This is a genomic window from Allokutzneria multivorans (assembly GCF_039537405.1).
Taxonomy (GTDB): Bacteria; Actinomycetota; Actinomycetes; order Mycobacteriales; family Pseudonocardiaceae; genus Allokutzneria; species Allokutzneria multivorans.
The window spans coordinates 446,498-469,542 of sequence record NZ_BAABAL010000016.1 but is presented as its reverse complement, the minus strand read 5'-3'; the positions used below and the strand labels follow the sequence as shown (position 1 = coordinate 469,542).

At 70.1% G+C, this 23,045-nt stretch carries 20 protein-coding genes; 8 read left to right on the top strand and 12 right to left on the bottom strand.

Features of this window, described 5'->3' with window-relative positions; genetic code table 11:
* The first annotated feature begins 9 nt into the window (after nucleotides 1–9).
* Nucleotides 10–519: a hypothetical protein gene (locus ABD798_RS21070; protein ID WP_344877389.1), complete on the top strand. Its 510-nt coding sequence runs from the start codon at nucleotides 10–12 to the stop codon at nucleotides 517–519.
* On the opposite strand, the gene ABD798_RS21065 is transcribed toward ABD798_RS21070, so the two are convergent.
* From ABD798_RS21065 to ABD798_RS21040, 6 genes are read right to left on the bottom strand one after another with little or no spacing between them, the layout of a single operon-like run.
* Nucleotides 503–1,078, bottom strand: coding sequence for a GNAT family N-acetyltransferase (locus ABD798_RS21065; protein WP_344877387.1), 576 nt, complete (start codon nucleotides 1,076–1,078; stop codon nucleotides 503–505). The two genes, ABD798_RS21070 and ABD798_RS21065, sit on opposite strands and share 17 nt — an antisense overlap.
* Before the next feature lie 19 nt (nucleotides 1,079–1,097).
* Entirely contained in the window at nucleotides 1,098–2,903 is a 1,806-nt protein-coding gene (locus tag ABD798_RS21060) for an acyl-CoA dehydrogenase family protein (protein WP_344877385.1), read from the bottom strand.
* Nucleotides 2,857–7,845, bottom strand: a complete 4,989-nt coding sequence (locus ABD798_RS21055; RefSeq protein ID WP_344877383.1) for an SDR family oxidoreductase — start codon at nucleotides 7,843–7,845, stop codon at nucleotides 2,857–2,859. The genes ABD798_RS21060 and ABD798_RS21055 overlap by 47 nt, the downstream gene beginning before the upstream one ends.
* Nucleotides 7,842–9,173 (bottom strand): acyltransferase domain-containing protein, encoded by a 1,332-nt coding sequence (locus tag ABD798_RS21050; RefSeq protein ID WP_344877381.1) that lies wholly within the window; start codon nucleotides 9,171–9,173, stop codon nucleotides 7,842–7,844. Before ABD798_RS21050 ends, ABD798_RS21055 begins: the two co-directional genes overlap by 4 nt.
* Nucleotides 9,170–9,976: an SDR family NAD(P)-dependent oxidoreductase gene (locus tag ABD798_RS21045; RefSeq protein WP_344877379.1), complete on the bottom strand. Its 807-nt coding sequence runs from the start codon at nucleotides 9,974–9,976 to the stop codon at nucleotides 9,170–9,172. Before ABD798_RS21045 ends, ABD798_RS21050 begins: the two co-directional genes overlap by 4 nt.
* Before the next feature lie 10 nt (nucleotides 9,977–9,986).
* The gene (locus ABD798_RS21040; protein WP_344877377.1) at nucleotides 9,987–10,565 is read right to left on the bottom strand and encodes an EF-hand domain-containing protein; all 579 of its coding nucleotides are present in this window, start codon (nucleotides 10,563–10,565) and stop codon (nucleotides 9,987–9,989) included.
* A 308-nt stretch (nucleotides 10,566–10,873) separates the two neighbouring features.
* On the opposite strand from ABD798_RS21040, the gene ABD798_RS21035 reads away from it, so the two are divergent.
* Nucleotides 10,874–12,646: an AfsR/SARP family transcriptional regulator gene (locus ABD798_RS21035; protein ID WP_344877375.1), complete on the top strand. Its 1,773-nt coding sequence runs from the start codon at nucleotides 10,874–10,876 to the stop codon at nucleotides 12,644–12,646.
* Here ABD798_RS21035 and ABD798_RS21030 read toward each other — a convergent pair.
* The 5 genes from ABD798_RS21030 to ABD798_RS21010 are packed head-to-tail and all read right to left on the bottom strand — an operon-like array spanning nucleotide 12,627 to nucleotide 16,299.
* Nucleotides 12,627–13,574, bottom strand: coding sequence for a sigma-70 family RNA polymerase sigma factor (locus ABD798_RS21030; protein ID WP_344877373.1), 948 nt, complete (start codon nucleotides 13,572–13,574; stop codon nucleotides 12,627–12,629). The genes ABD798_RS21035 and ABD798_RS21030 overlap by 20 nt on opposite strands.
* 48 nt (nucleotides 13,575–13,622) lie before the next feature.
* A complete protein-coding gene (locus ABD798_RS21025) occupies nucleotides 13,623–14,315 on the bottom strand; it encodes an SRPBCC family protein (protein WP_344877371.1) in 693 nt (230 codons plus the stop codon).
* A 1-nt stretch (nucleotide 14,316) separates the two neighbouring features.
* The gene (locus tag ABD798_RS21020; RefSeq protein WP_344877369.1) at nucleotides 14,317–15,012 is read right to left on the bottom strand and encodes an SRPBCC family protein; all 696 of its coding nucleotides are present in this window, start codon (nucleotides 15,010–15,012) and stop codon (nucleotides 14,317–14,319) included.
* Nucleotide 15,013: 1 nt separating this feature from the next.
* A complete protein-coding gene (locus ABD798_RS21015; RefSeq protein ID WP_344877367.1) occupies nucleotides 15,014–15,709 on the bottom strand; it encodes an SRPBCC family protein in 696 nt (231 codons plus the stop codon).
* 5 nt (nucleotides 15,710–15,714) lie between these two features.
* Nucleotides 15,715–16,299 carry an ArsR/SmtB family transcription factor gene (locus ABD798_RS21010; RefSeq protein ID WP_344877365.1) on the bottom strand — a complete coding sequence of 195 codons (585 nt, stop codon included), beginning with the start codon at nucleotides 16,297–16,299 and terminating at the stop codon, nucleotides 15,715–15,717.
* Between the two features lie 149 nt (nucleotides 16,300–16,448).
* On the opposite strand from ABD798_RS21010, the gene ABD798_RS21005 reads away from it, so the two are divergent.
* From ABD798_RS21005 to ABD798_RS20985, 5 genes are all read left to right on the top strand, one after another.
* Nucleotides 16,449–17,240 (top strand): ThuA domain-containing protein, encoded by a 792-nt coding sequence (locus tag ABD798_RS21005; RefSeq protein WP_344877363.1) that lies wholly within the window; start codon nucleotides 16,449–16,451, stop codon nucleotides 17,238–17,240.
* Nucleotides 17,241–17,308: 68 nt separating this feature from the next.
* Complete coding sequence (locus tag ABD798_RS21000; protein ID WP_344877361.1) at nucleotides 17,309–17,968, top strand: response regulator transcription factor; 660 nt, start codon at nucleotides 17,309–17,311, stop codon at nucleotides 17,966–17,968.
* Entirely contained in the window at nucleotides 17,965–18,960 is a 996-nt protein-coding gene (locus ABD798_RS20995) for a HAMP domain-containing sensor histidine kinase (RefSeq protein ID WP_344877359.1), read from the top strand. The genes ABD798_RS21000 and ABD798_RS20995 overlap by 4 nt, the downstream gene beginning before the upstream one ends.
* A 345-nt stretch (nucleotides 18,961–19,305) precedes the next feature.
* A complete protein-coding gene (locus ABD798_RS20990; protein ID WP_344877357.1) occupies nucleotides 19,306–20,682 on the top strand; it encodes a DUF4153 domain-containing protein in 1,377 nt (458 codons plus the stop codon).
* A 27-nt stretch (nucleotides 20,683–20,709) separates the two neighbouring features.
* Nucleotides 20,710–21,273: a GNAT family N-acetyltransferase gene (locus ABD798_RS20985; protein WP_344877355.1), complete on the top strand. Its 564-nt coding sequence runs from the start codon at nucleotides 20,710–20,712 to the stop codon at nucleotides 21,271–21,273.
* Here the strand turns inward: ABD798_RS20985 and ABD798_RS20980 are convergent.
* The gene (locus ABD798_RS20980; RefSeq protein WP_344877353.1) at nucleotides 21,251–22,006 is read right to left on the bottom strand and encodes a sulfite exporter TauE/SafE family protein; all 756 of its coding nucleotides are present in this window, start codon (nucleotides 22,004–22,006) and stop codon (nucleotides 21,251–21,253) included. The two genes, ABD798_RS20985 and ABD798_RS20980, sit on opposite strands and share 23 nt — an antisense overlap.
* A gap of 130 nt (nucleotides 22,007–22,136) precedes the next feature.
* On the opposite strand from ABD798_RS20980, the gene ABD798_RS20975 reads away from it, so the two are divergent.
* Entirely contained in the window at nucleotides 22,137–23,045 is a 909-nt protein-coding gene (locus ABD798_RS20975; RefSeq protein ID WP_344877351.1) for a proteasome assembly chaperone family protein, read from the top strand.

Genomic DNA, 23,045 nt, shown 5'->3' with positions numbered 1-23,045 from the left:
TCTCCGACGATGCGGCAGCAGGCCATCGGCAACCTCATCGGAGCAACAGGCGGGGCGGCGTTCGTCCTGGTCAACGCGGGAGCCCCGCTCAGCGACACCCTGACGACCGTGGCACGAGTCCTCGGCATCGCACTGCTCGCCGCCGTGCTGGCCATAACGTTTCGGCAGAGGGAGAAACCCGCGACCGCGCCGGGCGGTTTCACCAAGGGCTACTGGTTCGTCGTGCTGGCCGAGGTCGTCGCGCTCTTCGGCGGCTTCCAGGTGTTGCGCGCGCTCGAAGCCCCGCCGCAGGCGAACGTCGCCTGGGTCGCGGTGGTCGTCGGCCTGCACTTCGTCGCGTTCGTGCTCGTGTGGCGGACGTGGACGATCGCGATCCCCGGCGTGATCTTGGCGGTGCTGGGCGGGATCGGTCTGGCGATGGCGTGGACGACCGCGGTCGCGTGGGTGCCGATCGTCAGCGGCGTGCTCTCCGGGCTGGCGTTGTTGCTGTGCAGCTTGGTCTTCAGCTTGCTGGCTTGATCTTGGCGTGCATGTGCGCGTCGTGCCTGCCGTCCGGTTGCAGGTAGGCGCTCTTGCGGGTGCCCTCGAAGGAGAAGCCCAGCCGCCGCGCCACCGCGCACGACGCCGTGTTGCCCACCGCGTGACCGAGCTCCAGCCGGTGCAGCCCGACCACGTCGAACGCCCACTCCTCCAGCACTCCCGCCGCGCGCGTGGCGACACCACGCCCGCGCGCGGCGGGAAGCAGCCAGTAGGACAGCTCCGCCTCTCCCTCGGCGAGGTCGACCCCGCGCAGCCCGACCTGCCCGAGCACCTGACCGCCAACGGTGATCGCCCAGCTGAAGGCTTCCTCGGCCGCCCACCGCCGCGCCCAGCTCGCCGCCCACTGCTCCGCCTCGGCCGTGGACTCCAGCGACAACCGGTGCCACTGCTGGATGTCCGGATCGGCGAAGGCGACGAGCAGCGCGGGCGCGTCCTCGGCACACCACGGCCGCAACTCCAGCTCCGCTGAGGTGATCACGGGCTGCGGCGATTGAGCGAGGCTGCCGGGTTCACGGACGGGAACGACGAGAAGAGGCATGGCGGTCAGTCTGCCAACCTCACGGCGCGGCGACTCCGACGGGCAGTTCCATCGCGGCTCGCTGCTGGGGCAGATCCACGATGTCCGCGACCATGGACAGGTCGCCGTTGGTGATCGGCACGCGGAGGAGATCTTCGGGCAGCTCGAACGCGGTGAGCAGGAGGTCGACGTGCGGCGTCAGCTCCTCGCAGAGTTCGTTGAGACGCCCGGGAATCGAACGGACCTGAGCGGAGGTCAACAAGCCCTCGCACAGGTACCACGCCGCCGCCGACTGGATCTCCGTCAAGGCGTACAGCTCCGCCAACGGGCGCAACGCCGCCGCTGCACCATCTGTGTCCACAGTGGACACAGCGTCCAGGAAGCTCTCAAGGATCAGGCGGTTGCCGTGGGCCTCGACGAACTCGACGGCCTCGGTGAGGCTGTCCTGGGTCTTGAGGGCGCGGTGGAGCTCGCGCTCGCGAGTGCGAAGCAGGCTCAGCCACAGGTCGCGGTCGAGCAGGTCGCCCGATGGCGGCTCGTAGTGGAAATCGGCGATCATCGAGCGAGCGGCGTCCAGGCACAGCAGGAAGTTGTCACCGCCGGCGGCGTTGCTGACGATGGCCAAGCCCTGGTAGTCGAGGAGGCGGTTGACGGTGAAGACACCGCGAGCGCCGCACCGCTGCCTGCACTCGGCGGTCAGGCGCTCCGTCTTCCACGTGGTGATCGCCTTGGTCAGCGAAAGCGTCCTGGGCAGCGGGTCCAGTGGAGACGGCGGGACCGGGCGGTTGGTCGAGTTGTGGATCATCGCGGTGGCCTTGGCCGCCTTCGCGCGGTTGGCGTGGCACGTCAGGGCGTACGCGGTGGCGAGGGCGGTGTAGAGCGGGCGCTGCTGGGTCCGGTGACGGATCACCGGACCCCACGGGCTGCCCGGCTCCATGGCGGGGCGTTGCATCGAGTAGCGCAACGCGATCTGCGCGCTGGCACGAGCGGCAGCGGCGAGCGCGGCGGTCTGGGCGGTGCGCACGCTCTGCGCGACGGTGAGCGAGCGGACCAGGCGCATCTTCTGGTCGTCGATCGGATCGTGGAAGCCACCGTCCTCGGAGATGGACGCACTGTCGTGCAGTAGCGAACTCATCGGGATGCGGACGTGGTCGAAAGAGATCACCGCGTAGTCCATGGGCACCTGCGTCGCTTCGGGCAGCTGCGTGATCGTCACGCCCGGGAGCAGACCGTCATCCCCGCGCAGGTGCACGACGAACAGGAACACGCCACGGTCCTCGCCGCCGATGTCGAGCTGCGCGGCGACTGTCGCGAGCTTGGGCACACCGGGAAGACCGACGTTGGGCATGAACTTGCGGGCGGCCTCATCTGCTGTGTGCAGCACGAAATCGCGGCGCTCGTGGTCGTAGGTCGCCCGCGTGCGCATGGAAACGTGGCTGTTGCCGTAGCCGAGTTCGGTGATGAGCAGCGCGCCGGTCGCGGTCATCCTCTCCAGCGCGGTGACGTACTCGTCGAGGTCGTCACGGCCCGCGCCGAGTTCGCGGATCGCCGCCAGGGCACCGCAGTAGTGCGTCACCATGGCGATGAACAGCGACGGGCTGACGACGGCGGAGAACTCCAGCAACGCGAACAGGCGGTGCGGGTGCTCCACCAGCTCCTCGGGGCTGACGCGGTCGTTGGCGAAGCGCATCCGCTCGTAGGTCAGCCGCAGCTCCTCCTGGTAGGTGAGCCCGTCGCGCCGGGCGAACAGCTCATCGCTGAAGATCTTGCGCAGCTCGTCGCGGAACTCGGGCTCGCAGTCACCGTGCACCAGCCGCGCCAACGCTGACAGGCTCTGATCGCTCACTGGGTTCTCCTTGTCTCGTTTCCACTCCGGCAACCAAGACGAGCACGGTTCCGGCAACGCTGGCCACGGCGGCACCGGAGGCGTCCGTGGTGAGCACGATCGACTTGCCATGACGGGAGAGCAGCTCGACGTCGTTGAGGTCCGTGCGCAGCTCGACCCTGCCGACGCGCACGGGGATGGCGACGCGCGGCAGCAGCGACAGCTGCACCAACGCGTCGATGAGCAGAACGGGAAGCCGGAAAGCCGTGAAGTCCCGGTCCTTCAACGACGGCGCGAACACCGCCGACGCACCCGATTCGGAGATCCGGGCATCACGGAGCGAGGCGAACGGGCCGCTCAACTCGACCTCTCCGCCAGGTGAGTAGAACGGCGGCGTGATCGCGGCCCCCTCGATCCGCTCGACCGAAGCGCCCGAAAACTGTCCTTTGTGGACGTTGTAGGTCACGTGCACGCGAGGGTCCTTGAGCACCGCGACGTCGCTCAGCACGGCACCGGTGGTCACCCGGTAGTCGGCATCGGGCAGGACCGGCGCGTGGAACTCCAGGTCGGTGAGCACATCGCCCGGACGCGCTATCCGATCGATGATCATCGCGGCGGGCACCACGGAGCGCCCGCGAATGCGATGGCACGAAAGGAACTCACCGGACGGGCGCCAGCGGAGCGAAACGAGTCGGCGCTCCGCAGGACCGAGGTGGGTGACCTCCGCAGCACCATCCACAGTGGACAGCTCGGCGGCGAACAACGCGCTGCCGTCGGCGTCGGACAGACCGGTCAGCGCGCTCTGCCTGAGCAGCAGGTCGCGGATCACCGGCTGCGCGGCGAAGCCCGACTCCGTCCACAGAGCCCAGGAGAGCGTCGTCTCGTGCGTGCCGCCGAAGCGCCGCTGCCAGCTCGCCGCCGCGTTCAGGACGTCGTTGCCGGAGCAGTAGTCCGCCTCCCCAGGCCACCCCAGAACGGCGAGCAGGGAGCCGAAGTTGATCCACCGCGAAGGTTCCCGGCCAGCAAAGGCACGGCGGAGGTTGAGGTAGCCGAGCAGCTTGGTGTCACGAACCGCGCGCGCCCGCTCCAGCGACACCGAACGCACACCACCGCCGTTGTGCAGCCCGGCGGCGTTGATCAGCAGGTCCACCCGAGCCGGAAGCTGCTCGACCGCTGTCGTGACAGCCGCCGCATCGGTGACATCGCACGGGATGTGGCGCACCTTGCCCGAGCCGCACAGCTCGGTGAGCACCTCCAGCGTGCGCCGAACCTCGGCCGCCGCGCTCCGCCGGTCGAACTCCGCCGAGGCCTCGCGAATCGTCCACTGTGGATTCTCCGTGATGAACGCCTGCCGGGGACCGACATCGGCGCCAGGCCCCGTCCGGCTGAGCACGTAGATCGTCGGCTGGTGCTCGCGGGCCAGGTCGGCGAGCAACCGCGCGGTCAGCCCGCGCGCGCCGCCCACGGCGACAACGACGTCGATCGGCCGCACAGGACCAGGAACGACCGGTGACGGATGCAGGACGTGCTCCATCCGCGTGCCGCCGGAGTACACCGCGACGGCCAGCTCACGCGCCAACTCCGACTCAGTCGCCAGCAGATCCGGCTGGACGTCCGTCGCATCGGTGAGGACGGCGAAGGCGAACCCCTCCCGGGCGAGGCTCTTCACCAGGCCGGTGAACGGCGCGGTGGCGGGGTGGACGACGCCGTCGCGCAGCGCGTCGACCATCAGCACCGCGAACGAGCCGCCCTCCTCCCACAGCTGCGCAGCCTCGTACGCCAGATCATGCGCCTTTCGCAGGCGCGACAACGCGGACAGGTCTTCCGGCGAGGTCCGCGAGGCTCCGATGTCGATGATCACGCGCACGTGCTGAGCGGCCGACACCACCTCGGTGTCCTCCGTGATCACCAACGCGCCCTCGGGGATCGCGGGCAGTGGCGGCCGGACCGCGCGAGGCGGCACGTGCGCGAGGCGGCGTTCCACCCGCTCGACGGCGGCGGGCGGGGGCGCGAAGACGATCTTCGGTCCCCACTCGCCTGCGCCGCCGACCGTGCGCGGGCGACCCGAAGCCAGCGCTGCGGTCATCGCCAGCAGCGGGTCGGCGCCGAGGTAGGTCCGGCCGAGCCCGGCGAGCGGGCGGGCCGCCTGAGGCCTGGAAAGCGGCTCCACAGCACCGATTTCCGTGCGGACGGTGCCGAGGACGCGCAGACCGTGCCGCGCGGCGGTGGCGCGCCGGGTCAGCACCACCATGAACGCGCCCTCCGCGACCGGCGGCTGGTCGGCGAGGACGGCGGCCAGCTCGGGCCCGCTGTTGCCGCTGACACCGGCCACCACCGCGACATCGAGGTCTCCGTGGCGCAAGTACCTTTCAGCACACCGAATCGCGTCGATCCCAGCATCGAAACCCGTGTCCACGGTCAGGTTCAGACCGTGCCAGTCGGCCAGCGCGGACAACCTGGCCGGGATCAGGTTCGGCATGATCCCGGGAAAGGCGTCTTCCGTGCTGGGCGGAACGGCCGCGCGCACCTCTCGCTCCAGCGACTCGAACCCGGGCTCCGAGCCGAGGTGAACCCGCAGATCGCCCAGGTAGCACCGCAATGCGTACTGCACGGCTCGCCGGGTCGGGCCGGTGTGACCGACCACCGCGCCGGTCGTGTCCTTGAGCTCCTCGCACATCGCCCGCACACGCGGGTCGAGCTGGTTCGCCGCGCGCAACACCATGATCTGGCTGCGATCCATCGTGCGCAGCGTCGCCGGCGGAAGCCGCACCTCCGTGAAGGACGGCAGCGGGTAGTCGGTACCGAACCCCGCGTCCGGGGCCGCGCGCTCACCCCGCAACCATGCCGAGGCTTCATCGGCGCCGAAGCCGGGCAAGTGCGCCGACCAGCCGACCACGACCAGGTCGTCACCGGAGATCGTGTCTTCGCGAGCCGTCGGGGTGTCGGAGAGCAGCAGGTGCGCGTTGGTGCCGCCGAATCCGAACGAGGAAACCGCGACGCGTCGAGGTTCCCTTGTAGGCAAAGGGGTTTCGGTCGTCATCGGCCGGAACCGGCTGCCCTCTAGGATCGGGATCGGTTGCTGGAGGTAGCGTTGCGCCGGAACCGTTCCGCGTGCCAGGCCGGAGAGCGCCTGCACCAGCGAGACGATGCCCGCGCTCCACCCGGTGTGCCCGACGATCGGCTTGTTGGAAGACAGGAGAGCGGGCGGGCCGGAACCGGCGACCTGGTGCAGCGCGGCCAATTCCGTGCTGTCGCCCGCCTGAGTACCCGTGGCGTGACCGATCACCCACTGCACCGAAGCGGGGTCGACACCAGCGCGTTCGTAGGCGCGGCGGAGCGCGAACTCCTGTCCTGTCTCGTTGGGCGCGTAGATCGCCTTGCCGCGCCCGTCACAGGACAGGCCGACGCTCTCGATCACGCCGAGCACGCGATCGCCGTCCGCACGCGCCTTGTCGAGCTGTTTGAGCACGACGACCCCGGCGCCGTCGGAGAACAGCACGCCGTCGGCATCGCGGTCGAAGGAGCGGACCTGTCCCGACCTGGAGAGCCCGGACAGCTTGGAGAAAAGCACCAGATTCCTTGCACTGTAAGCGAAAGTCCCACCGCACACCGCGACCTCGCACGAGCCCTCGCGCAGTGCCTTCATCCCGAGGTCGACCGCGTAGAGCGACGACGAGCACGCGGTGTCGACCATGACCATCTCGGTCCTGTCCGGCAACAACCCCGCGATGGCGTTGCGGCCGATGCGGTGGGGCAGGTACTCCGAGGGATCTGTGCCGTGCACGTAACGCTCACGGAGAAGGTCTCCCAAGCGTTCCCGCAGTCCGGCGTGCACGAGGTACTCCTCCAGCTCCTGGCTGCCGTCCGCCGTCGCGCCGAACGCGGCGAAGCACCGATCACCGACCTCCACTCCGTCCAGGGCCGTGATCAGGCTGTGCCGCAACCACTGCGTGCTCCGCTCGACCAGTTCGGGATGCGGGTCGAACGATGTCACGAAGCCGGAGCGCCGCGCGTACGTGCGGTCCTCAGCGGCCGGGTCGGTGGAGTGGAAGGAGGAGATGTCGAAGCGCTCCGGCTCCACGAAGACGTTGTGCTCTCCGGACAACACCTTCCACAGCTCGCCGGGGTCGGTGGCACCCGGAGTGACCACGCCCATGCCGACCACGGCGATCGCACCGGGGACCGACTCGGGCTCGCGACGCACGGGGGACAGCGACATCGCTCCCAAGGACAGACCACCGTCAGCGACAACGGTCTGCCCAGTGATCCAGGACGCCTGCGGGGAAGCCAGGAAGACCACCAGCTCGGCAAGCTCCCGCTCGGTGCCCAGACGGTTGCCCAGCGGCGTGGACGCCCGGACCTGATCGGCCAGTGCCTGCGCGTCGGGGAACATCCCGGCGATCGCGTTGTCCAGCAGGCCACCGGACGCGGTGTTCACCCTGATCCCGCGCCCGGCGTACTCGACGGCGAGGTAGCGGGTCAGCGACTCCACCGCGGCCTTGGTGGTGCCGACCGTGGCGTAGTCGCTGATCACCATGCCGCTGCCGAGCGAGGACAGGTTGACGATCGCCGGGTGCTCGCCCGTCATCAGCTCGGCCGCCCTGCGCGCACACCACAGACTGCCGCGCAGGTTGGTGTCGAACGCACGCTGCCAGTGCGAATCGTCCACTTCGGACAGTGGGAGCAGCGCACCGGAAGCGGCGTTGTTCACCAGCACGTCGAGCTTGCCGTGCCGGGCGGCGATCTCGTCGAACATCGCCCCGACCTGGCCCTGGTTGGCCACGGAGGCCCTGATCAGCTCGACCGGGTAGCCCAGCGCCGCGCACTCGGCCTCGAAGGCGACCGCCTGCTCACGGGCGTGGAAGTAGTTGGCGATCACCAAGTCACCACGGGCGGCGAACGCGAGCGCGATGGCTCTGCCAAGCCCGCGCACGCCGCCGGTGACGAGAACGATCCTGCTCACGACAAGACCCGCTCGACGCCCATCACGTGGTCGGCGATCGCGCCGAGCGACGGCAGCTCCCACACCCGCAGCTCGCCAGGCCGGTCCGGCAGCCCGAACTCCTCCACGACCCGCGACAGCAAGGCGGTCTGCTTCAACGAGTCCACGCCGAGTTCGGCTTCGAGCAGCGCCTTCTCGGTGAGCGCGTCCTCCGGGTACTCCAACGCCGCCGCGTACAGCGCGCGCAGCTTCGCCAGGACAGCGTCCTTGCCCATCATGGGCGCCACGACCGCCTCCGGCTCGCGCGCGGCGGGAATCTCCACCGGAGCCAGCGGAGCCACAGGAGCGACAACTGCGGAAGCGGTGTCGGTGCGCTGCGGACGCACATCGGCCTCACCGGCGAGCGCGCGGCGCAATCCCCCTGTCTCATCAGCGGGATCGAGCAGCGGCGCCACCGTCCGCACTCCGGGAACGGTCAGCTCGACGCACCGGGTGAGCGCGTTGAGCGCGCCGGACTCCACGAACACCGTCGCGCCCGACGAGTGCAGGTCGCGCACCGCGTCGGTGAAGCGCACCGGCAGCACCATGCACTCCGCGATGGCGAACTTCAGGTCGTCGGCGTCGGTGTACCAACGGCCGTGGACTGGCGAGTACACCCTGTGCTCCAAGGGTTTCTGCTCGATCCCGGCCATCAGCCCGACGAAGCGCGCCACGGCGGGCCGTGCGCTCGGGTGGTGCGAGGCGTAGGGCAGGTGGAGCTTGGCGTAGAACAGCTCCAGCGCCTTGGCCACCTGCCCGGCGCGGTCGATCGCCTCGACCGGTCCGCTGATCACCGTCTGCCTGGGCGCGTTGAGGCAGCCGACCGCGAGGTCCGGCTCGTCCATGGCGCCGATCAGGTGCCGCGCCACGGCCTCGTTCGCCCCGATCGCGGCCATCGCTCCCCTGCCCTCCCAGTCGGAGAGCGCCTCGGCGCGGGCGCACACCAGGTGCACGCCCTCGGCGAGGGAGAACGCGCCGGCGGCGACGAGCGCGGCCATCTCGCCGAAACTGTGCCCCAGCAAGGCGTACGGCCGCAGACCCGCCGCGGCGAGCACCCGGTGCGTCACCACCGAGGCGCCGAAGATCGCCAGCTGGAGGACCTCGGTCGGCAGTGCCAGCATCTCCCGGATGGGTCTCGGTTCGTCGCGCAGAACCGCTTGTGCCACAGAGGGAACCCCGTGCTCGGCGGCGGCGCGGTCGAGCTCGGCGAAGGTCCGCGCCACCTCCGGGTGCTCGCCCGCCGCCTGACGCAGCATTCCGGTGGAGTACGCCCCGAGCCCGGGGAACAACAGGACCGTTCTGGCGCTCATACCGGGATCCGTCCCATCTCCATCAGATCGATCAGCGTCGGGCCGCCGATCGTGCTGGTCATGCCGCCGTCGAGGGTCAGGCACGAACCGGTGGTCATCCGCGCTCCGTCCCCCGCCAGGTAGAGCACGGCGCCGACGACGTCCTCCGGATCGCCCCACCGCCGCGCGGGCACCGAGCGCAGCAGGCCGTCGGAGATCTGCTCCTGCCCCGACATCACGCTGGTCAGCTCGGTTCTGATCCACCCGGGGACCACGCAGTTGACCCGCACCCCGCTGGCCGCCCACTCCGCGGCCAGCGACCTGGTCAGCGACGCCACCGCCGCCTTGGTCGCCGCGTAGTGCGAGAGCATCGGCACGCCGCCGACCCCGGACACCGAGCCGACGTTGATCAGCGAGCCGGAGCGCTGGCGCACCATCACCCGGCCCGCCTCCCGGCAGAAGTGCACGACGGACGCCAGGTTGAGCCGGATCGCGTCGGTCCAGTCCTGAGCGGTCAGCTCCAGGAACGGCCCGGCGAAGCCGAACCCGCCCGCGTTGTTGACCAGCACGTCGAGCCCGCCGAACTGCGCGACGGTGTCCGAGACCGCGGCGCGCACCTGGTCGGGGTCGCCGACGTCGCAGGTCAGCACGACCGCGCGGCGGCCGAGCTTCTCCACGGTCTCGGCGACCTCGCGCACCGCGTCGGTCCCGCGCGCCAGCAGCGCCACGTCGGCGCCCGCCTCGGCGCAGCCCAGCGCGATCGCCCTGCCGATTCCCCGCGAGGCGCCGGTGATCAGCGCCGTTCTTCCTTCGAGACCGAACACCGCCGCCGCCTCAGATCTCGCCGAAGAGCAGGTTGCCCGGCGACGCGGGATCGGTGCTGAGATAGAAGTCGCAGAGCGCGTCGAGGATCTCCGAAACGGAGAGCGTGCCCCCGCCGTCGGTGTCCAGGCGGTCGAAGATCCGCTCGGCGTCACCGAGCGCGGCGGCGTTGAACAGGCCGAGCAGCCGCGCGAACTCGTCCCGGTCGAGCTGCCCGTCGCCATCGGTGTCGCACAGGTCGAGGTTGGTGCGCGCCAGCGGGGCGATCATGCGCGCGAATCCCTCGCGGTCACCGGCGACGCGAGCCATGCCGGTGACGAACTCCGGCTCGGAGATCCTGCCGTCGCCGTCGGTGTCGATCTCCGCGAGCAGCGCCGCGCACAGGTCCCGGTAGCCCTCCCGCACGCGCTGGGCCTTCGCCGATGCCGGGTCGGCGCCGAGCCCGCCGATCAGCCGCGCGGCCAGTTCGTCGAAGTCCGAGGGCTCCAGGTGGCCGCTGCCGTCCACGTCGAACATCGCGAAGCGGCGGGCGTACTTGCGCTCCAGCAGGTTCGCCGATGTGGTTGCCGAAGAAGTCGCCGATGAAGTCACTGTGAACACGTCCCATCTGTTTTCGGGCATGCGAAAATGACGAGGAAAGAAAAGTGAAAAAAAGACGCGGCCGGGCTGTTCTCGCAGTCGAACCAGCCATCAATCGACGTTAGTGCCGTCTCGTGGAACACGTAAGTCGCACGTTCGAGAATCATCCGAGAACAAATTCGAGCGCGTGTCGATTACACAGAGTCGCCCGAGGACGATCCGGTCGTGAAATGAACTGGAGAACTTCCAAGATCGATTTCAGGGACCGCCGACCTGCTGCGATTAGCGGGCGTTAAGCGAACCTCCCTACGATGCGCGGCGTGAGATTCCGGGTACTGGGCGCACTGGACGTCCGCGACGCGGGCGGCGCGCCGGTCGTGCTGAACCGGCGCAAGCAGCGGGTCGCGCTGGCGATGCTGCTCGCGCGCGCCAATGAGCCGGTCAGGACCTCGGAGCTGGTCACGCAGTTGTGGGGCGACCAGCCTCCGCCCTCGGCCGCGGCGAACCTCCAGTCCTACCTCGCGGGTCTGCGCAAGGTGCTCGACGACGACGGCGGGGCGCCGAGACTGCCCGCGAGCCGGGGCGGCTACCTGCTCCGGGTGGAGCCGGGCGAGCTGGACTCCGCGCGGTTCCAGGAGCTCGCGGCCGCCGGCGGCGAGGCGTTGGCGGCGGGCGATGCGGTGCTGGCGCTGGACCGGTTGACGGCGGCCCTGGAGCTGTGGCGCGGGGCGGTGCTGGAGGACCTGCCGCTGCCGCAGGCGCTGGAGGTCGAGGCGGCGCGGCTGGAGGAGCTGCGGCTGGACGCCACCGAGGACCGCTACGCGGCGCTGCTCGCGCTGGGCAGGCACGACGTGGCCGCCGCCGAGCTGCCGCTGGTGACCAACGCCAACCCGCTGCGGGAACGGCTGTGGGAGCTGGAGATGCGGGCGCTGCACCGCTCCGGCAGGCAGGCGGACGCGCTGGCCACCTACCGCAGGGCCGAGGTGCTGCTGCGCGAGGAGCTGGGCATCGAGCCGGGGGCCGCGCTGTGCGAGCTGCGGCGGCGCATCCTGGACGGCGACCCGTCGCTGAACCCGGCGCGGGCCAGTGCGGCACTGCCCCAGCAGCTCCCCCTCGCGGTGCCGGATTTCGTGGGGCGCCAAGAAGAACTCGCTCTGCTGGACGAGGAGCCCGGCCCGCTCGTGGTGATCACCGGGGCGGCCGGGATCGGCAAGAGCGCGCTCGCGCTGAGCTGGGCGCACCGGGCCGCCGAGCGGTTCCCGGACGGCCAGCTCTACGCGGACCTGCGCGGCGGGGCGAGCACGGTGGACGTGCTGACCGCGTTCCTGGTGTCGCTGGGCGTTCCGGCGACCGAGGTGCCGCCGAGCGTCGACGGCGCCTCGGCGCTGTTCCGCTCCACCCTGGCCGACCGCAGGCTGCTGATCGTGATCGACGACGCCACCCACGCCGACCAGATCCGGCCGCTGCTGCCGGGCTCCGCGCCGTGCACGGTGCTGGTGACCAGCAGGAACCGGCTCAGCGGGCTGGTCGCGCTCCAGGGAGCGGCCCGGGTGGAGCTGGGGCCGCTGGCCACGTCGGAGGCGGTCGCGCTGCTCGGCAGGGTCACCGGTGAGGCGCTGGTGATGACGGAGTACGACGCCGCGGCGGAGATCGTGCTGCTGTGCTGCGGGAACCCGCTCGCGGTGCGGGTCGCCGGGGCCAACCGGTGCGGCCAGTCGCTCGGCGAGCTGGTCACCGACCTGTCCTCCGGCGACTTCTTCTCCGCCGTGGTCATCCCCGGTGACGAGAACGCCTCCGTCCCCGCGTCCTTCGCGCGCACCCAGGAACGGCTCACCTTCGCGGCGCAGAGGTTGCTGGCGCTGCTGGGAATGCTGCCGCGCTCCTCGTTCACGGTTGCGGACGCGGCGGGGCTGCTGCGCACCTCGGTGACGAGCGTGCGACGGCCGCTGAGCGAGCTGGTCGCCTGGAACCTGGTCCGCGCGGAGGTGGACGGCTTCACGGTGGACCTGCTCACCCGGCGGCTCGCCGCGGCGCTCGGCGGGGCACCGAGCCCGGCACCGGTGGCCCCCACGCTCAGCCCTCGGCTGCCGTGAGGACCTCGGGCAGGCCGAATGCCGCGTAGAGGCCGGTGTCGAGGAAGACGGCCGCGTGGGAGACACCGCTCGGCCCGACGGTGAGCACCTGGATGTTGAACGCGCGCAGCACGCCGTCCTCGCCGCGCAGGTAGTTCGCGAAGCCGGGCTGCCCGTTGGCGCTGACCGGGATGAGGCGCTGGCCACCGGGAACGGCGGGACAGCGGTTCGCGAGGTGCCACGCGATGTCCTGCCGCCCCTGGTACCACGTGGCGAACGGCGGCATCTCCCAGACGGCGTCGGCGGTGAACAGCTCGACGATCGCCGCGACGTCCTTGGCCTCGAACGCACGCACGTAGCGGTCGAGCAGCTCGCGCTGTTCCGGCTGCTCGACGAGCTGGTCCTGTTGAGGTGCAACGGAATCCAGCTGAGCGCGAGCGCGCTGGAGCAGGCTGTTCACCGCCGCGACCGACACCTCCAGCGCCTCGGCGACCTCGGCGGCCCGCCACTGGAGCACATCGCGCAGCACGAGCACCGCGCGCTGGCGCGGCGGCAGGTGCTGCAACGCCGCGACCAGGGCGAGACGCAGGCTCTCCCGGCCCACGACGATGGAGGCGGGATCGTCGTCGCGGTCCGGGAACGGCTCCAGCCAGGTGATCTCCGGCGGCCGGAAGGGCTCGTCGCCCGGGTCGCAGCGCTGACCCCCGAGCCCCGTCGGCATCGGCCTCCGCCCGCGTCCTTCGAGCGCCGTGAGGCACACGCGGGTGGCGATGCGGTAGAGCCAGGTCCGCACCGACGACCGCTGCTCGAACCGGTCGTACGCCCGCCACGCGCGCAGGTAGGTCTCCTGCACGAGGTCCTCGGCGTCGTGCACCGAGCCGACCATCCGGTAGCAGTGCGCGAGCAGCTCCCGCCGGAACGGATCGGCCACCGCGTGGAAGGCGTTCATGGCGCAGAAGGTAACCCGCGCCACCGACACTCAGCCGATTCAGCCGACTCAGCCGAAGGCCGAGCCGAGCCACGCCTTCCACGCCGCCGCGTACGCGTCGACGTCGATCGGTGAGTACACGTGGTGGGACACGGCCGCCGTCATGCCGAAGGGCACCCGGCAGTGGAAGCGCAGGAGCGAGTCGCCCGTGCGGATGCCGACGAAGCCCGGCATGACGATGTCCACGACGCCCTCCTGCTCCGGCAGCCCCGGCACGGTCAACGACACCTCGTCGCCGACCTCGGTGGGCCCCAAGGACGTGATGAAGTGCTCCCACCCGGGCCAGGTCGCGGACCGCTCCGGCCCCTCGGCCTCGACGTAGACGGCCGGGCGCCCGGGGAAGTGCACCAGGTACTCCCGCAACGAGTGCAGGTAGGCGCCCCAGCCCATCCTGGTCATGTCCTCGAACTCGTCGGGCCACTGGTCCCCGACGATGAGTCCACTGTGGACGAACCGGAGCACGGTCGAGCCCTCGCGCCCCTCGATGAGGTACTCGTAGGCGTCGAAGGAACCGTCCTCGCCCTCCGGCGCCCTGATCACCAGGCGCTTCGGCGGGTCCCAGACCTCGGCGTCGGAGGGCTCGACCGCCTGGCCGGACATGAACCAGGCGGCCTGCCCCTCCGGCGTGGCGACGGCGGCCCAGACCTCCTCCGGCGTGACCGGCAGGACGATCTCGTTGACCAGGTCGAACTCACGGCTCATCTCATGCCTCCTGGAAGGTCGTGCCGAGCCACGCCGTCCACGCCCTGGCGTAGACGTCGGTGTCGATCGGCGAGTACACGTGGTGCCCCACCGCGACAGGCATGTTCAGCCGGGACCTGCCGTGGAAGCGCACGAGCGAGCCGGCCGTGCGGATGCCGACGAAGCTCTCCTCGATGATGTCCACGACGCCGTCCTGGCTCGGCAGTCCCGGCAACGCGATGGAGGCCTTGTCGCCGACGGCCGACACGCCGAGCTTCGCGACGAGGCGGTCCCAGGTCGCACTGTCCACAGAGGACTTCGGAGCCTCGGCCTCCACGTAGCGCGCCGGGCGTCCGGGGAAGTGCACCAGGTACTCCCGCAACGAGTGCAGGTAGGAGTTCCAGCCCATCGAGGTCATGTCGACGTACTCGTCCGGCCAGGCCTCGCCCGACATTCCACTGTGGACGAAGCGGAGCACGGCGGTGCCCTCGCGGCCCTCGATGAGGTACTCGAAGGCGTGGAAGGAGCCGTCCTCCGCCTCGGGCGTCTTGATCACCAGGTGCTTCGGCGGGTCCCAGACCTCGGCGTCGCCCGGGGAGATCTCCTCGGTGCTCATGAACCAGGCGGCCTGGCCCTCGGCCGTCGCGACGGCGGCCCAGACCTCCTCCGGACTCACCGGCAGCACGACCTCCTTGCGCAGCTCGAACTCGCGCCCCACGTCAGCTCCCCTCGAACTGCGTGCCCAGCCACGCCTTCCACGCCCGCGCGCAGCTGTCGGCGTCGATCGAGGTGTACGCGTGGTGGCTCACCGCGATCGGCATGCCCAGGCGCATCCTGCCGTGGAAGCGCACGAGCGAGTCGGCCATGCGGAACCCGACGAAGTTGTCGTTGATGATGTCCACGACGCCCTCCTGGGGAGGGAGCCCGGGAACGTCGAGGCGGACCTCGTCGCCGACGGCGGAGACGCCCAGCGTCGCGAGGAGCTGGTCCCACGCCTGCTGCTTCGCCGAGGACGCCGGGCCGTCCGCCTCCACGTAGGTGTTGGGGCGGCCGGGGAAGTGGGTCAGGTACTCGCGCATGGTGTGCAGGTAGAAGGCCCAGCCGATCGTCGTGATCTCCTCGTACTCCTCCGACCACCCCTGCCCGGTCACTCCACTGTGGACGAACTCGAGGGCGGTACCGCTGCCGTGGCCCTCGATCACGTACTCGAAGGCGTGGAAGGAGCCGTCCTCGGCGGCGGGCAGCCTGAGGGCGAGGCGCTTGGGCGGGTCCCAGACCTCGGCGCCGTCCGGCCCGATCTCCTCACCCGGCATGAACCAGGCGCCCTGGCCCTCCGGTGTCGCAACGAGCGTCCAGACGTCCTCCGGGGAGGCGGGCAGGACGATCTCCAGGCGCAGTTCGAACTCGCGACCCATCTCTCTCAACTCTCCTTGACGCTCGGGTGCAACGCGACGACGACGCGGTGCGGTCGTCCGCCCTCCGCGGACTCATCGTGGTACTTGGCGACCAGGCTCCGCACGGCGAAGCCGAGCTCCTCGGCGAAGGCCGCACGATCGGTGGCCGAGGCGAAACGGATCTCTCCGTCCACCGCGAAGGTGGCCAACCGCTTGCGCGCCTTGGTGGCCCCGGTGATCAGCGAGCCCACGTCGCGGACCAGGCGCGCGGCCACCGCCAGCAGCCAGCGCGCCGACAGGTTGTCGCGCGCGCGGGCCGGATCGGGCTGGACCGGGGCCAGCGCCGCCGGGGAGATCACGTACGAGGCGGCGGTGGCGCGCAGGACCCGCTCGGTGAAGTTGCCCCTCGGGCGCTCCTCCACCAGCTCCACCAGCCCGTGCGCCTCAAGAGCGCGCAGGTGGTAGTTCACCTTCTGCCTGGTCAGGCCGACCTTGGCCGCCAGCGTCGTCGCCGAGCCCGGCTCGGCCAACTCGGCAAGCAACCGGGCGCGAACCGGGTCCAGGCAGACCTCGGCCGCCGCCGGGTCCTCGATCACCGCCACGTCGAACATGGCTCAACGCTGACACTGACAAATTTTTTTGTCAAGGGCAGGTTCACCTCGACGGATCACCGTGAGAGCGCTTACCATCCGATGCGGCAACACAATTCGCGGATGGCAACAAGCCGCCGGTTCCCTCCGCAGTACCGAAGGGACCCTGCATGTTCAAGCGTCTGTTAGTGCTGTTCGCCGCCTTCTTGTTTCTGACCACGCTGCCCGCTCAGGCAGCCCCGCGCTTCAAGGTCCTCGCGCTCTACAGCGGGACCTGGGACGCGGCGCACATCAGCTTCGTCAAGGAGGCCAACGAGCGCTTCCCGCAGCTCGCCGCCCAGCACAACTTCTCCTACACCGCCTCGACCAACTGGAACCTGCTCACCTCCAACGAGCTGTCGCAGTACCAGGTGGTGATGTTCCTGGACAACCTGCCGCAGACCGCCGCGCAGCGCTCCGGCTTCCAGCGCTACATGGAGAACGGCGGCGGCTGGCTGGGCTTCCACGTGTCGGCCTTCACCACCGACCCGGGCGGTTGGCCCTGGTACCACAACACCTTCCTCGGCACGGGCGCCTTCCGCTCCAACACGTGGGGCCCGACGACCGCGACGCTCAGGACCGAGGACCGCGCGCACCCGTCGACCACGCGACTGCCCGCCACGTGGACCTCGGCGGTGAGCGAGTGGTACAGCTGGAGCAACGACCTGCGCCGCAACCCCAACATCAAGATCCTGGCCTCGGTGGACTCCTCCAGCTTCCCGCTGGGCACCGACCCGAACCAGAGCTGGTACAGCGGCTACTACCCGATCATGTGGAGCAACAAGAACTTCCGCATGCTCTACGCCAACTTCGGGCACAACGCCATGGACTACCCGAACAACCGGCCGCTGTCCTCGACCTTCGGCAGCGAGGTGCAGAACCGGTTCCTGATCGACGGCCTGTCCTGGCTGGGCCAGCGCTGAGCCGGTCTTCACAGGATCTGCACAACTCGGCCGCGTGAGCACCACATCCGGTGCTTAGAGTCGGGTCCATGCAGCAGCGAGTGCTGGTCGTCGAGGACGATCTGACCATCGCCACCTCGGTGGCCGACCGGCTGCGGGCCGAGGGGTTCGCGGTGGAGCTGGCGCACGACGGCCCCACCGCGGTCCGCCTCGCCGAACAGACCCTGCCCGACCTCGTGGTGCTGGACGTGATGCTCCCGGGCTTCGACGGCCTCGAAGTGTGCAGGCGCGTCCAGGCCAAGCGCCCGGTGCCCGTGCTCATGCTGACCGCGCGCGACGACGAGGCCGACATGCTCGTCGGGCTCGCGGTGGGCGCCGACGACTACCTCACCAAACCGTTCTCGATCAGGGAGCTGGCCGCCCGGGTCCGGGTGCTGCTGCGCAGGGTCAGCCGCGCGGCAGCGCCCGACCTCGGCGACCTGCGCATCGATGCCACCGAGCGGCGCGTGCACCGGGCGGGCGCGGAGGTGCACCTCACACCCACCGAGTTCGACCTGCTGGTCTGCCTCGCCGACCGGCCGCGTGCCGTGCTCCCGCGGGAACAGCTGCTGCGCGCGGTGTGGGGCTGGAGCGACGCCAACGGCAGCCGCACGGTCGACAGCCACGTGAAAGCGTTGCGCCGCAAGCTCGGCGCCGATCTGATCCGCACCGTGCACGGCGTCGGCTACGCGCTGGAGGTGCCCCGGTGATCCGCGCGTGGCTGGACCGGGTGCCGCGCCCGCTGGACGGCGTTCCGTCGATCAAGTTCAAGCTCGGCGTCGTCGTGGCCGGCTCGATCACCGTGTCGCTGCTGTTCTTCTGGTACCAGATCGGGTGGTTGCCGCCGCGCACCGCTCTGACCGCCGTGGTGATCGCATTGGTGGCATCGCAGGTGCTGGCGCACGGCATGACCCGGCCGCTGCGCGAGATGACCTCCGCCGCCAAGTCCATGGCGCGCGGCGACTACGAGCGCCGCGTCCGCGCCACCGCCCGCGACGAGGTCGGCCAGCTCGCCACCGCCTTCAACCGCATGGCCGCCGACCTCGGCGCGGCCGACCAGCAACGCCGAGATCTGATCGCCAACGTCTCGCACGAGCTGCGCACACCCATCAGCGCACTGCGCGCCGTGCTGGAGAACGTCGTCGACGGTGTGACCCAGCCCGATTCCGCGACCATGCGCACCGCGCTCGCGCAGACCGAGCGCCTGGGGAACTTGGTCGCTGAGCTGCTCGACCTGTCCCGCATCGACGCCGGAGCGCACGCGTTGGATCGCACCGTCTTCCTCGTCGAGCCGCTGCTGGAGTCCGTCGTCGCCGAGGCCCGCGTCATGGCTCCCTCCGCGCGCTTCTCTCTTGTTGTTTCCGCCGGTGTCACCGTCTACGCCGACCGCGCGCGACTGCACCAGGTCGTCGTCAACCTGCTCGACAACGCCGCCCGCCACGGCCCTCCCGACGGCTCCGTCCGGCTGATCGCGTCCACGCGCGGCGCCGATCTGGTGCTTGAGGTGCACGACGAGGGCCCCGGCATCCCGCCCGAGGACCGCGACCGCGTCTTCGAGCGCTTCACCCGCGGCGAGCGCGCCGGAGGCGGTGGCACCGGCCTCGGCCTCGCCATCGCGCGCTGGATCGTCGACCTGCACGGCGGCACCATCGCCGCCCTGGGCAGCCACATCCGCGTCACCCTCCCCTCCACCTCCCCCTAACCCCTCCCCCGCACTCCGCCCCCGTTCTCCCCAACATCAACGCCCAGTTCGGTGCGCTCAACGCCCTGAACGACCCGTTCAGTGCGCTCAACGCACCAAACGACCCGTTCAGTGCGCTCAACGCACCAAACGACCCGTTCAGTGCGTTCAAGTACCCAAACGACCCGTTCAGGGCCCCAACCACCCCCTGAACGACTCCTTCAGCACGCTCAACGCCCTGAATGACTCATTCAGGCCCCCCAAGTACCTCAATGAGTCATTCAGCGCGCTCAAGTACCTGAATGAGTCATTGAGGGCGTATCACCCTGCCCAGGACCAGGAGTGTCTACAGTGGACGGTAAAGAAGTGGACAGAGCGGCGCCCTCGGTGTTGGCGGCGGTGGCCACGAGCGGTCTGGTCGCGGCGCTCGCGTTGAGCCCGGCACGACCGGGGCTCGGCTGGCTGGTCACCGCGTTGGCCGTGGCCGCTGCGGTGATCGTTGCGGCGAGGCGCGCGGAAACCAGCGCCAGGAAAAGGAATCCGGTCTGGGCGGTGTTCGCGGTCGCCCTGATCGCGGTCGGGGCGTTTCGCGACTCGCGGTGGTTGTTCACGTTGTGCGTGCTCACGGCGCTCGTCGCGGCCTCGCTCGCGGTGGCGGGAACGTCCTTGCGCGGAGCCGTCGAAGCGCCGATCAACGCGCTGACACGGCTCTACTGGATCAAGCGTGGTGTACAGGCGATTCGCCCACGCGGCAACACGAGAACGTTGCTCGCCGTCGCGGTGTCGGCAGTGCTGCTCGTCGTGTTCGGCGGATTGCTCGTGAGCGCGGATCCGGCCTTCGAAGCCCTGGTGAAGCGCCTGGTGCCCACAGTGGACGGTTCGTCCTTCACGTCGGTCACGATGTTCGTGTTGGCCGCGCTGTTCACGACGGGGCTGTGCTGGGCGTTGACCCAACCCCAAGCGGAATTCTCCCTGAAAGCACAGCGAATCAGCTTGCGCCGGATCGAGTGGGTGCTGCCGATCGGCGTGCTCGTGCTGCTGTTCGCGGCCTTCGTCTCGGTGCAGCTGCCAGCGTTGTTCAGCGTCGTCGGCGACCTGTCCTACGCGGAGTACGCGCGGCGTGGTTTCTGGCAGCTGCTGGTCGTCACGGCACTCACGCTCGGCGTGATCGGGCTAGCTTCTCGTTTAGCTCCAAGGGAAACGAGTGCGGACCGCGCGTGGCTGCGCGCGTTGCTCGGAGCGCTGTCGGTGCTGTCCTTGGTGATCGTCGCGGGCGCCGCCGCCAGGATGTGGGTCTACCAGCAGGAGTACGGGTTCACCGTGCTGCGCGTGCTGGTGCTCACGTGCGAGCTGTGGCTGGGCCTGGTCTACCTGCTCGTGATCGTGGCGGGAGTGCGGCTGCGCGGATCGTGGCTGCCGGGTGTCGTGGTGGCCACCGCGATGGCGACACTGCTGGGACTCGCCGTGCTGAACCCCGAGCGGTTGATCGCTGACGGCAACCTCGACCGCTACGAGCGGATCGGCCGAATCGACTACCACTACCTGTTGGGCCTGTCCGCCGATGCGGCGCCCGCGCTCGCGCGGCTGCCCGAACCTCAGCGCACCTGCGTGCTGAGCTGGCCGACGCGCGAGCTCGCCGCCAACCCGGACAGCCTGCTGGAGTTCAACCTCGCGCGAGCCCGGGCGCGGGGTTGGCTGGCCCTGACACCGCTTCCCTGCAAGGACGCGTCCTTCAGAAATTGAGTGGCGGGGACGTGCGACGATCGGGCCATGCGCGTCTTCCTGGAGACCGAACGCCTCGTGCTGCGCCGGTTCACCGAGTCCGATGTGGACAACCTCGTCGAGCTCGACAGCGACGCCGAGGTCATGCGGTACCTCGACGACGCGCCGACCCCGCGCTCCAAGGTGGAGAACACCATCCTGCCGAGCTTCCTCTGGTACTACGAGAACTTCCCGCACTACGGCTTCTGGGCGGCGCAGGACCGGGACGGCGCCTTCCTCGGCTGGTTCCACTTCCGCCCGAGCGAGGACGCGCCGGAGGGCGAGGTCGAGCTGGGCTACCGGCTGCGGAAGTCCGCGTGGGGCAAGGGGTACGCGACCGAAGGCTCACTGGCCCTGATCGAGCTGGGCTTCCGCGAGGCCGACGTCCAGCGCGTCACCGCGTACACGATGTTCGTGAACTCGGGGTCGCGGCGCGTGATGGAGAAGTGCGGGCTGCGTCACGTGCGCACCTTCCACGAGGAGCACGAGAACCCGCTGCCCGGCACGGAGCACGGCGAGGTCGAGTACGCGCTGACGAGGGACGAGTGGCTCACTGCACGAGCAGGTGGATGACCGCCGCGACGCCGACCACGACGATCACCCCGCGCAGCACGGTCGGCGAGAGCTTCCTGCCGATCTTCGCGCCGAGCACGCCGCCGAGCACCGAGCCCGCGGCGAGCAGGCCGACCACCGGCCAGCTGACCGGAGCGACGAAGGCGTAGATCGCACCGGCGACCACGTTCACCACGGCGGAGAGCACGTTCTTGATGCCGTTGAGGCGCTGCAAGGGCTCCGTCATCAGCATGCCCATCACGGCGACCAGCATCACGCCCTGCGCTGCGGTGAAGTACCCGCCGTAGATGCCGATCAGGAAGATCAGGAACAGCAGCAGCGCTCCGCCGCCGGTCGCGGCGGTGCGCTTGCGGGAGGCGACCCACTTCGCCACGCGCGGCTGGACGATCACCAGCACCACGGCCATGCCGACGAGCACCGGCACGATCGCCTCGAAGGCGTCCTTGGGCAGCGAGAGCAGCAGGACCGTCCCGCAGATCGCGCCGAGCAGCGAGGCGATGCTGAAGCGCAGCAGCCTCGGCCCCTGTCCGCGCAGCTCCTCGCGGTAGCCGATGGCACCGCTGATGGTGCCGGGCGCGAGGCCGATCGCGTTGGAGGTGGTCGCCGTGACCGGGGGGTAGCCCAGCGCGACGAGCACCGGGAAGGTCACCAGGGTCCCCGAGCCGACAACGGTGTTGATCGTGCCCGCCCAGACCCCGGCGACGAAGATCACGACCGCGTGCCACCAGATCACCGTGCAATCCTTAGCATGCTGAACGGTCCTGGCGCGGTAAGCGGGCGAGCAGGATCACAGGAATGCCCCGCCACCTTCACGCGTTGGGGCAAGGCAGAGGCAAGAGTCGGTCGGGTACTGGGAGGCAGCGGTGGCACTGGAACCGGAACAGCTGGTGGAGGTGGACTCCGACGTCCCCGACCTCGACGGCGCCGTGCTGCTGCACAACCTCGACGGGTTCATGGACGCCGGTGGCGCCGGACGCGTGCTGGCGGAGCACCTGGTGGACTCGCTGGAGGGCCGCGTCATCGCGCGCTTCGACGTGGACGCGCTGATCGACTACCGCTCGCGCCGCCCCGCCATGACCTACGCGACCGACCACTGGGCGGCCTACGAGGCGCCCGAGCTGGTCGTGCGGCTGATGCACGACACCGTCGGCACGCCGTTCCTGCTGCTCACCGGCCCTGAGCCGGACAACCAGTGGGAGCGTTTCATCGCGGCGGTGCGCGGCCTGATCGAGCGCTGGGGCGTCCGGCTGACCGTCGGCTTCCACGGCATCCCGATGGGCACCCCGCACACCCGCCCGCTCGGTGTCACGGCACACGCGACGCGCGGCGAGCTGGTCGCGGACTACGCCCAGGTCTTCAACCGCATCCAGGTTCCCGGCAGCGCGTCCGCCCTGCTGGAGCTCCGGCTCGGCGAGGCGGGCCACGACGCGATCGGTTACGCCGCGCACGTGCCGCACTACCTCTCGCAGTCGGTCTACCCCGAAGCAGGCCTGCGCCTGCTCGACGCCGTCGGCTCCGTCGCCGCGCTCGAACTGCCCGATCGCGGCCTGCGTGAAGCCGCCGAGCGCACCAACGAGGAGATCGAGCGCCAGGTCTCGGAGTCCGACGAGGTCTCCGAGGTCGTGCGCGGCCTTGAGCGCCAGTACGACACCTTCACCGAGGCGGTCGGCGAGCGCAGCCTGCTCGCCGAGTCCAACGAGCGCATGCCCACCGCTGACGAGCTCGGCGAGGAGTTCGAGCGCTTCCTCGCCGAGCAGGCCGACGGCAAGTGA